Here is a 9655-nt window from a genome sequence, read left to right as displayed (position 1 = left end):
CCGCCGGGGGGCTGCGCCCGGGGCACAGGCGGGGCGGGGGCATCGGCGCCGTCCGCGGCCGGGCGGGCCACCTTTCGGTCACCCGCCCGTCCGCGCGTTCGGTCAGGCCGTGCAGAAGGACTTCCACGCCTGGATGCTCGGCTGGTCGAGCAGCCGGAAGTCACCCTGGCTGACGGTCTGGTTGTAGTACGCCACGAACTCCGGCCGCTGACCGTTGAGGAAGCCGGTCATGGACCGGATCCACGCCGCCCGGCCGGTGCCCGGGTCACCAGGCACCAGGTCGCTGCCGGTCTCCGCGATCCCCCACGGCTTGCCCAGCGCCTTGGACTTGCTGATCATCGGGCCGTAGATCTCCTGCGGCGGGGCGTACCGCTTCCACTTGGCGCCCCAGTTGTAGCAGTCCCAGCCGAGCGTCTCGATCACGTTGGAGCCGGGGTAGAACGCGTCGAAGCTGCGACCGGACTTCGGGTCGAGCGTCCAGCACATCAGGATCAGCGTGTTGATCAGCTTCGGGTTTCCCGTCCGGTCGGCCAGTCCGGCGACCCGCTGCCACGCCGTCCGGTACGCCGCCGGGGTGAAGGCGCCGCGCTCGACGTCGTCCTCCGGCTCGTGGAAGTAGGACCAGTAGACGTTGTGGTCCCGCGGGATCGAGGCGAACCAGGACGCCAGGCGGGAGTCGTGCTTGCCGCTGTTGATCTCCTGCGGGGCGGCCTTGAACGAGACCACCACGGTACGGTCCACCACGTCGGCCCGGCTGCCCGACCACGCCGGCGGCAGGCCGGGGAAGAACACCCGGGCCATCCGCAGCCGACCGAAGGTCCGGTCGGAGCGGGTCAACGCCTGGCCGAAGGTCTCCCCGTTCTGCACGCCGATCGAGGCGCCGGGCAGCGTCAGGCGCGCACCGGCGAAGCCCGGCCCCGCCTTCGGCGAGGCCGACGGGCCCGCCGACGGCTTGCCGCCGAGGCCCTGGTCGGCGGTCGGGGACGGGCCGGGCGCGGACGGCTTGTCCGGGCCGGCCGGTTGCGTCGCCGCGAGCGAGGCGGCCGGGCTGCCTGCCTGCGGGCCGGCCGGCTCGGTCCGGTTCGTGGCCACGGCGACCCCGCCGCCGGCCAGGGTCAGTGCCAGGGCCGCCACGAGCGCCAGCCGCCAGCGGCGGCGGGGCCCGTCGGGCGGCGGAGGCCCCGCGGGTGACCCACCGAACGGCGGCGGAGGCTGCGGGCCGGCCGGAGTGTCCACCGGCGACGGTCCGGCCGCGGTGGCGACGGATGTCGCCGATCCCTCGTTCCAGCCCACCGGCCCCTGCGCGGCCCAGGCCGCGTGGGGGCCCGCCGCCCCGCCCGACCGGTCCGCCGTGGCCCCGCCACCGGCGGGTGCCCACTCGGCGCCGACCGCCGGCTGGCCGGAGGTGGGCAGGTCCGTCTCCGGCCAGGGCAGGCCGTGGTGGGCCCGGGTCGGTGCCGACGGTGGCGCGACCTCGACCTCCGGCCAGGGCAGCGTCCGACCGTCCGCCTGACGCGGAATGTCCTGACCCGGCCACAGACCGGTTGGCTCCCCGAACGCGTTGTGCGGGTCTCGATCGGCCGGCATGACCCTCCTTGGCTGTCGGTGGCCCGTGTCTCGGGACTCAGCTCGCGACGCGCATACCCGCCCGACGATAACCCTCGTCCACCTGGACCGTACGTACCGTGATACTCAGCCGAACGCCTCACCCCGGTCGTCGGTGACGGCCGAAGCGGGCATCTCGACTCCGGTACGGGCGATGGCGTCGAGGAGTCGGTCGGCCAGTTCCGGTCGGCAGACCAGCAGGTCGGGCAGGCGCGGGTCGGCCCGGTTGTAGCGCAGCGGCGAGCCGTCGATCCTGGACGCGTGCATGCCGGCGCCGAGCGCCACGGCCACCGGAGCGGCGCTGTCCCACTCGTACTGGCCGCCCGCGTGGACGTACGCGTCGACCTCGCCGGTCACCACGGCGCAGACCTTCACGCCGGCCGAGCCCATCGGTACGGCGGTGGCGCCGAGCAGCTCGACCAGTTCGCCGACGAAGGCGGGCGGGCGGCTGCGGCTCACCGCGATCCGGATCGGTCCGTCGGCCGGCTTGGGCGGCGGGCAGGTGGTGCCGAGCACGAGCGGCCCGCCGTCCGCAGTGGTCCGTGCCGGCATGCCGACCGCGCCGGCGACCAGGGCGCCGTCCGGCGCGGCGGACCGCTGCCAGAGCGCCACGTGCACCGCCCAGTCGTCCCGTCCGGCCTCGGAGAACTCGCGGGTGCCGTCAAGCGGGTCGATGATCCACACCCGGTCCGCCTCGTGCCGCGGCGCGCGTTCCCCGTCGGCCCAGGCGCGGCGCGCGTCGGCCTCCTCCTCGGAGAGGACCGCGTCGGTCGGCCGCAGCCGGGCCAGCGCCGCGGTCATCAGCTCGTGCGACGCGCGGTCGCCCGCGTCCTTGAGCGCCTTCGGGTCGGCGAAGCCCTGCCGGTCCCGCAGCGCGGTGAGCGCCGCGCCGGCCTCGGTGGCCAGCCACTGCGCGAACTGCTGGTCGTCGAGCCGTCCCGCGTCGTCCTCGGTCACGAGCCTCGTCCCCTGTCTCCTGCGGATCTGCCGCGACCCGTCATCCTTCGGCGTCCGTGGGTGCCGGCGCCATCGTCCGGTCGGATCGTAGACAGCCGCGAATCGTGCCCGGACAGCCGCCGGGCCTGGTGGCTGCCCGCATGTTGAACTTCGCGTGTATCGCGGTCGGACCCGCCGGGGCAGGCCCTAGGCTCTGCGCATGACCGCCGAGCAGCTGATCTCGTTCGCCCGTGGCGCGCCCTCGCTGGACATCGTCGATGTCGAAGGGCTCAAGGCCGCCGCTGTCCGCGCCTTCGACGCCGACCCCGCCGGGGTCACCGCGTACGGCACCTCCGTCGGCTACCCGCCCCTGCGGAAGTGGATCGCCGCCAAGCACGGTGTCGAGGCCGACCAGGTGCTGATCACCAACGGCTCGCTGCAGGCCGACGCGTTCCTCTTCGACCACCTGGTCCGCCGGGGCGACGCGGTGGTGATCGAGCGCCCGACGTACGACCGGACGCTGCTCAACCTGCAGCAGATGGGCGGCGAGGTGCACGGCGTGACCATCCAGCCGGACGGCCTGGACACCGCCGAGCTGCGCAAGCTGCTGGAGTCCGGGGTACGCCCACGGCTGGCCCACGTGATCCCCAACTACCAGAACCCGGCCGGGGTGACCCTCTGCCTGGAGAAGCGCCGCGAGCTGCTCGACCTGGCCGCCGAGTACGAGTTCACGATCTTCGAGGACGACCCGTACGCGGACATCCGGTTCCGGGGCGAGCCGCTGCCCTCGATGCTGTCGATGGACACCCGGGGTGTGGTGGTGCACGCCTCCAGCTTCACCAAGACGGTCTGTCCGGGGGTGCGCGTCGGTTACCTGGTGGGCCCGGCGGAGCTGATCGCGGCGATCGCGAAGCGGGCCACCAACCTCTACATCTCGCCCGGCATGGTCTCCGAGGCGATCGTCTACCAGTTCTGCGCGTCGGGCGCGATCGAGGAGTCGATCCGGACGGTGCGTTCGGCGCTCGGCGAACGCTCCGCGGTGCTCGCCGACTCGCTGCGCCGGCACATTCCCGAGGCCCGGTTCGTGGAGCCGGACGGTGGCTACTTCCTCTGGGTGGAGCTTCCGGAGGACGTCGAGGTGGACCGGCTGGCGCCGGCGGCGGCGGAGCGTGGTGTCGCGGTGGTGAAGGGCAGCGACTTCATGGTGGACGGCGGCCGGCATGCGCTGCGGTTGGCGTACTCGGCGGTGACGGCGGATCGGATCGACGAGGGGGTCCGTCGGATCGCGGAGGCGATGGCCGCCGTTCGCGGCTGATGGTGTCGGGTTCCCGACAGATATGCCCTGCCGGGCGGTTCGGCCCTCCCGCCGCACCGCCCGGCGGCCCACAATGTTGCGAGCGTCGTTCACCTTTCCCGGTGGTCGTCCGTTCCGGGTGGCCCATAACTGCCCTGCCGGGCCGACGACGACGCGCCAGCATCACTCTCGCCCCCCAGGGGGTGCCGGGTGGGCCGTGTCGCCCCTCACCCCCCTGACGCGGCCCGGCCCGCCCGGCGCCACCACCTCCGGCCGTCCGCCTCCGCCGCCGCGTGCACCCCTGCGGCGCGTTCCGCCGATCGGCGTAACCTGCAAGCCGCAGTCCAAGGCGAGGGGGCGAGAGATGACCGACCGGGTGCCACGCGACCGCACCGCCGGGCCGAACGGCGGCCGCGCGCTGCGCCCTCGCGCCTGGGCTGGCCCGGTGCGCGCCATGTCCCGCATCCTCAACGCGGACGGCTCCCCGCACACCCCGGAGCCGGCTGACCCCGACCGCAGCGGCATCGTCGACTGCGGGTTGTACGTCGACGGTGAGCGGCGGCCCGGCCGCCCCCGGTACGCCGAGGCGCTGGCCGCCGCCCGCGAGGAGCGTGACGCCTTCGTCTGGCTCGGCCTGCACGAGCCCGACCTGGCCGAGATGACCGAGATCGCCGCCACCTTCGGCCTGCATGAGCTGGCGGTGGAGGACGCGGTCAAGGCCCAGCAGCGCCCGAAGCTGGAACACTTCGGTGAGATCGTCTTCCTGGTGCTGCGGACCGCCCGCTACTGCGAGCACGCCGAGCTGACCGAGAACTCCGAGGTGGTGGAGACCGGTCAGGTGATGCTCTTCATCGGGCCGCACTTCGTGATCAGCGTGCGGCACGGCGACGCCTGCCGGCTGGCGCCGGTGCGCGCCGACCTGGAGGCGAAACGGGACCTGCTGCGGCACGGTCCGTGGGCCGTCGCGTACGCGATCACCGACCGCATCGTCGACCTCTACCTGGAGGTCGCCGACCGGCTGGAGGACGACCTGGACGTGCTGGAGGCGGACGTCTTCGACCGCCAGAGCAGCGGCCGCATCCAGCGGATCTACCAGATGAAGCGGGAGCTGGTCGAGTTCAAACGGGCGGTGTCGCCACTGCAACGACCGCTGATGACGCTCACCTCCGAGGTCAACCGCGCGGTGCCGGAGGAGGTGCGGCGTTACTTCCGGGACGTGCAGGACCATCTCAGCCGCACGGTCGAGCAGGTGAACTCCTACGACGACCTGCTCAACTCGATCCTCCAGGCGCGGTTGGCGCAGGTCACCGTGGACCAGAACAACGACATGCGCAAGATCGCCGCCTGGGCCGCGATCGGCGCGGTCTGGACGGCGATCGCCGGCATCTACGGCATGAACTTCGAGAACATGCCGGAGCTGACGTGGACCTACGGCTACTCGGGCGTGTGGCTGCTGATGCTCGTCGCGTCGTTCACCCTCTACCGGCTGTTCCGGCGCAACGGCTGGCTGTGACCGGGTCGCCCGGCCGCGGACGCGGACGCGCCGGCCACGCGGGACGGGCCCGCGCGCCGGCACTGTTCCGGGGCTACGAGGTCAGCGACCACCGCTGGCCTTCGCGGCGTTCTTGCCGCTCTGCATGGCCTTGGTGATGTCGTCGGCCGGGCGGCCGGAGACATCCCGGGCACCCTCGGCGACCGAGGGGACCTGGTCGTTCGGGTGGATGACCGGCTGGCTGCCGGGCTTGGTGGTCGACGCGCTGCTGCCGTCGGCCACGGCCGAGCTGCCGGCGCCGGTCGGGCCGGCCTGGGTCACCTTCGCGCTGGCGTCGGGGGTCTCGACCACGATCGTGTCCACGTCCTCTCGCATCGGCTCCAACTTGTCCTGACCGGTCGCGCCGAGCGAGCGGGTCGGGTCGTACTCGGCCCACTCCTGCTGCTCCCGGCGGCGGCGCATGGCCATCGCCCCGGCCAGGCCGGCAACGACGCCGGCGACCAGGAGGCCGGTGGTCATGCCCCGCGACCTGCGCTGCTTCTTCTTGCCGGGCTTCATGTTCTTCGCCTTCTTCGTCATCGCGGACTGCTTCGCCGCCACGGCCTTGCGACCGGTCGATGCCTTGCCGGCGGCCTCGGTCCGGGCGTTGCGCACGGCCACGACCACCGGGGCGAGCGCCGCGGCGGTCGAGGCGAACCCGGTGGACGCCCGGTCCCGGACGAGGACGGCGGTCGGCGCGACGGCGACCCGGGCTGCCTGGACGCGCGGGCCGACCGTGGCCCCGGCACCCTTGGCCGCGTGCGTGGCGGCCTGCCGCAGGTGACCGATGCCCTGGTTCAGCTCGACCTTGGCAAGCTGGCCCTGGGTCTTTCGCCGCCCGATTCCAAACACGGTCCCACCTCCTGGGAGTTGTTCCTTCTCATCCTTCACCTTCGGATGCCTCCGCATGGCCAGATCGGGCACATGGGAGGATCCGCAAGGAACTGACCAACGACTGAGGAGTACCCGTGGCCGAGGCTGTCTACGCCACCTTGCACACCAACGCCGGCCCGATCCGGCTGGAGCTCTTCCCGAACCACGCCCCGAAGACGGTCCGCAACTTCGTGGAGCTGGCCGAGGGCACCCGTGAGTACATCGACCCGCGTACCGGCCAGCCGGGCAGCGGGCCGTACTTCGACGGCACCGTCTCGCACCGCGTGATCAGCGGTTTCATGGTGCAGATGGGTGACCCGACCGGCACCGGACGGGGCGGACCGGGCTACAAGTTCGCCGACGAGTTCCACCCCGAGCTGCGCTTCGACCGGCCCTACCTGCTGGCCATGGCGAACGCCGGTCCGGGCACCAACGGCTCGCAGTTCTTCATCACGGTGTCGCCGACGCCACACCTGAACAACCGGCACACCATCTTCGGCCAGGTCGCCGACGAGGAGTCGGTGAAGGTGGTCGACTCGATCGCGAACACCCCCACCGGGCCGAGCGACCGGCCGTTGCAGGACGTGGTGATCGAGCGGGTCGAGATCGAGCGCAAGCAGTCCTGATTGCCGCCCGGGTACCTTTGCTCGCATGACTGAGCGCTCCGGGCAGGCAGGCGACGCCACCGGGGGTCCGGTGCCGACCACTCCGGTCTGCTTCCGGCACCCCGATCGGGAGACGTACGTCCGGTGCACACGGTGCAACCGGCCGATCTGCCCGGAGTGCATGCGGGACGCCTCCGTGGGCCACCAGTGCCCGGAGTGCGTCGAGGAGGGCCGGCGCAGCGTGCGGCCGGCGCGTACCGCCTTCGGTGGCGGTGCCGCCGGCCGCGAGGGATACGTCACGAAGGCGTTGATCGCGCTGAACGTGCTGGTGATGCTGCTCTCCATCCTCTCGGCCGGCAGCGGGAACGCGCTGGCCGGCGGTGGTCTCGGCGGCCTGATGGGCAGCTCGACGCCGCTGACCGAGTGGGGTGCGGTGTTGGGGCTCGCGCGCTTCCCCGACGGCAGCATCGGCGGGGTGGCCGACGGCGAGTGGTACCGCCTGGTCACCGCGATGTTCCTGCACTACGGCGTGCTGCACCTGCTGCTCAACATGTGGGCGCTGTGGGTGCTCGGCCGGACGCTGGAGGCGGTGCTCGGGCCGATGCGCTTCCTGGCCCTCTATCTGCTCGCCGGGCTCGGCGGCAACGTGGCGGCCTACGTCTTCACCGAGCCGAACCGCTTCACGGCCGGCGCGTCCACCGCCGTCTTCGGCCTGTTCGCCGCGGTCTTTGTGATCATGCGGCGGTTGGGGCGGGACACCTCGGCCATCGTGCCGATCCTGGTGATCAACCTGATCTTCACGTTCACCGTGCCGAGCATCTCGGTGGCCGGGCACCTCGGTGGGCTGGTGGCCGGCGCGGTGATGGCGTTGGTCCTGGCGTACGCCCCACGGTCGCGGCGGACCGCGTTCCAGGTCGCCGGCGGCGCGCTCGTGCTGGTCGCGATGATCGGTCTGAGCCTGGTGCGCAGCGCGGCCCTGCTCGGCTGACCGCCGCGGGCGGTGGTTCAGCCCGCGGCGGCGCGGGCCTCGGCGAGCGCTTCGGCCACCTCGTCCAGCGGCGCGTCGAGGTCACGGCGGCCGAACAGATGCAGCGACTCCCCGGCGTCGATCTCCAGCGTCTCGGCGGTGAGGCCACGCCGGCTGCGCCGGTCGAGCTGGATCTGCTCCACGGTGTGCCATGGCAGCCGGCGTCGCCCGGCGAACCCGCGGAGCACGGTGAGCCCGTCCGGGTCGACGGCGAGCCGGACCGGCGCGACCAGGTCACGCAGCGCCCAGGTGAGCAGCCCGACGGCGGCGAGCCCGGCGAGCGCCGGGCGGATCGGGTCCCCACCGGCGAAGAGCACACCCAGGGCGACCAGGGCGAGCGCGCCGAGGGCCTTGACCGCCGGCGTCTCCCGAGGCACCCGCCACTGTCGGGTGCCGGGCGACTGTGGATCCACTCGCCCAGCATGCCAGCACCGGCGGCCGGCTGCCGGGGGAGGACGATCGGCCGGATCGGCACGTAGGATCGGGGCAAGCGAGGTTACCCGGGAGTAGACATGAGTGACGCGGTCATCGTCGGCGCGGTACGGACCCCGGTCGGGCGGCGTAAGGGCAGTCTCGCGGCGGTGCACCCGGTCGACCTCTCGGCGCACGTGCTGCGCGCTCTCGCCGAGCGCACCGGCATCGACCCGGGGCAGGTCGACGACGTGGTGTGGGGTTGCGTCTCGCAGGTCGGTGAGCAGTCCTGGAACGTGGCCCGCAACGCGGTGCTCGCCGCCGGGTGGCCCGAGTCGGTCCCGGGCACCACGCTCGACCGCCAGTGCGGGTCGAGCCAGCAGGCGCTGCACTTCGCCGCCGCGACGGTCCTGTCCGGGCAGGCCGACCTGGTCGTCGCCGGCGGCGTCGAGTCGATGACGCGGGTGCCGATGGGCGCGAGTGTGGGTGAGGGGATGCCGTTCAGCCCGGCCATCCTGGAGCGCTACCGCGGGGTCGAGGGCGTCGCGGCGGACTCGCCACTGCCGTTCAACCAGGGCGTCGGCGCGGAACTGATCGCGCAGCGGTGGCGCTTCTCGCGCACCCAACTCGACGAGTTCGCGCTGGCCAGCCACGAGAAGGCAGCCGCCGCGCAGGACGCCGGGGCGTTCGACCCGGAGCTGGCGCCGGTGGCGCTCGCCGACGGCGGCAAGTTCACCGCCGACGAGGGCATCCGCCGGGACACGTCGCTGGCCAAGCTCGGCGAACTGGCCACCCCGTTCCGGGCCGACGGCGTGGTCACCGCCGGGTCCGCCTCACAGATCTCCGACGGCGCCGCCGCGCTTGCGGTCACCACCGCCGAGTGGGCCAGCCGGCACGGCCTGCGCCCGCTGGCTCGGGTGCACACCGCCGTGGTGGCCGCCGACGACCCGGTCGTCATGCTCACCGCGCCCATCCCGGCGACCGCGAAGGCGTTGCGGCGCGCGGGCCTGGGCATCGAGGAGATCGGGGTGTACGAGGTCAACGAGGCGTTCGCACCGGTGCCACTGGCCTGGCTGGCCGAGACCGAGGCGGACCCGGAGCGGCTCAACCCGAGGGGCGGGGCGATCGCGCTCGGTCATCCGCTCGGCGGGTCCGGCGCCCGGATCATGACGACGATGCTCCAGCACATGCGGGACAACGACATCCGGTACGGGTTGCAGACCATGTGCGAGGGCGGCGGGATGGCCAACGCGACGATCGTCGAGCTGCTCTGAGGCGACCGCCGGCCGGTCGCACCGGGGTGCGACGGGCGCGGTGGAAGTTCCAGAAATCGGGCGTGACCCATGTCACCGCTGGTCACCGGCTCGTTGCAC

9 protein-coding genes are annotated in these 9655 nt (G+C 72.9%); 5 read left to right on the top strand and 4 right to left on the bottom strand.

Annotated features, from left to right (window positions below):
- Window positions 1–102 precede the first annotated feature (102 nt).
- Together ACLQ2X_RS25095 and ACLQ2X_RS25090 are read right to left on the bottom strand one after the other, a co-directional pair.
- Entirely contained in the window at window positions 103–1587 is a 1485-nt protein-coding gene (locus ACLQ2X_RS25095; RefSeq protein WP_425683526.1) for a hypothetical protein, read from the bottom strand.
- 105 nt (window positions 1588–1692) lie between these two features.
- Window positions 1693–2562, bottom strand: coding sequence for a 3'(2'),5'-bisphosphate nucleotidase CysQ (locus ACLQ2X_RS25090; RefSeq protein WP_425683525.1), 870 nt, complete (start codon window positions 2560–2562; stop codon window positions 1693–1695).
- A gap of 199 nt (window positions 2563–2761) precedes the next feature.
- Here ACLQ2X_RS25090 and ACLQ2X_RS25085 point away from each other — a divergent pair, with 199 nt between their 5' ends.
- Together ACLQ2X_RS25085 and corA are read left to right on the top strand one after the other, a co-directional pair.
- Complete coding sequence (locus ACLQ2X_RS25085; protein ID WP_425683524.1) at window positions 2762–3856, top strand: PLP-dependent aminotransferase family protein; 1095 nt, start codon at window positions 2762–2764, stop codon at window positions 3854–3856.
- Window positions 3857–4199: 343 nt separating this feature from the next.
- Entirely contained in the window at window positions 4200–5348 is a 1149-nt protein-coding gene (gene corA, locus ACLQ2X_RS25080; protein ID WP_425683523.1) for a magnesium/cobalt transporter CorA, read from the top strand.
- Between the two features lie 81 nt (window positions 5349–5429).
- Here the strand turns inward: corA and ACLQ2X_RS25075 are convergent, their stop codons facing one another.
- The gene (locus tag ACLQ2X_RS25075; RefSeq protein WP_425683522.1) at window positions 5430–6275 is read right to left on the bottom strand and encodes a hypothetical protein; all 846 of its coding nucleotides are present in this window, start codon (window positions 6273–6275) and stop codon (window positions 5430–5432) included.
- Window positions 6276–6334: 59 nt separating this feature from the next.
- On the opposite strand from ACLQ2X_RS25075, the gene ACLQ2X_RS25070 reads away from it, so the two are divergent.
- Window positions 6335–6865, top strand: coding sequence for a peptidylprolyl isomerase (locus ACLQ2X_RS25070; protein WP_425683521.1), 531 nt, complete (start codon window positions 6335–6337; stop codon window positions 6863–6865).
- Between the two features lie 25 nt (window positions 6866–6890).
- The gene (locus ACLQ2X_RS25065; RefSeq protein ID WP_425683520.1) at window positions 6891–7832 is read left to right on the top strand and encodes a rhomboid family intramembrane serine protease; all 942 of its coding nucleotides are present in this window, start codon (window positions 6891–6893) and stop codon (window positions 7830–7832) included.
- Between the two features lie 17 nt (window positions 7833–7849).
- Here the strand turns inward: ACLQ2X_RS25065 and ACLQ2X_RS25060 are convergent, their stop codons facing one another.
- On the bottom strand, window positions 7850–8284 hold the full coding sequence (locus ACLQ2X_RS25060) for a PH domain-containing protein (protein WP_425683519.1): 435 nt from the start codon (window positions 8282–8284) through the stop codon (window positions 7850–7852).
- Window positions 8285–8383: 99 nt separating this feature from the next.
- On the opposite strand from ACLQ2X_RS25060, the gene ACLQ2X_RS25055 reads away from it, so the two are divergent.
- Complete coding sequence (locus ACLQ2X_RS25055) at window positions 8384–9556, top strand: thiolase family protein (protein WP_425683518.1); 1173 nt, start codon at window positions 8384–8386, stop codon at window positions 9554–9556.
- Window positions 9557–9655 lie beyond the last annotated feature (99 nt).

The organism is Micromonospora sp. DT31 (assembly GCF_049841795.1).
GTDB lineage: Bacteria > Actinomycetota > Actinomycetes > Mycobacteriales > Micromonosporaceae > Micromonospora.
Note: the sequence above shows the minus strand (reverse complement) of the source record. Positions and strands in the feature narration are given on the sequence as shown.

Excerpts from the sequence above, each read along its gene's own strand:
- ACLQ2X_RS25095 (WP_425683526.1), bottom strand. The coding sequence starts at position 1,587 with ATGCCGGCCGATCGAGACCCGCACAACGCGTTCGGGGAGCCAACCGGT.
- ACLQ2X_RS25085 (WP_425683524.1), top strand. The coding sequence starts at position 2,762 with ATGACCGCCGAGCAGCTGATCTCGTTCGCCCGTGGCGCGCCCTCGCTG.
- corA (WP_425683523.1), top strand. The coding sequence starts at position 4,200 with ATGACCGACCGGGTGCCACGCGACCGCACCGCCGGGCCGAACGGCGGC.
- ACLQ2X_RS25075 (WP_425683522.1), bottom strand. The coding sequence starts at position 6,275 with ATGCGGAGGCATCCGAAGGTGAAGGATGAGAAGGAACAACTCCCAGGA.
- ACLQ2X_RS25065 (WP_425683520.1), top strand. The coding sequence starts at position 6,891 with ATGACTGAGCGCTCCGGGCAGGCAGGCGACGCCACCGGGGGTCCGGTG.
- ACLQ2X_RS25055 (WP_425683518.1), top strand. The coding sequence starts at position 8,384 with ATGAGTGACGCGGTCATCGTCGGCGCGGTACGGACCCCGGTCGGGCGG.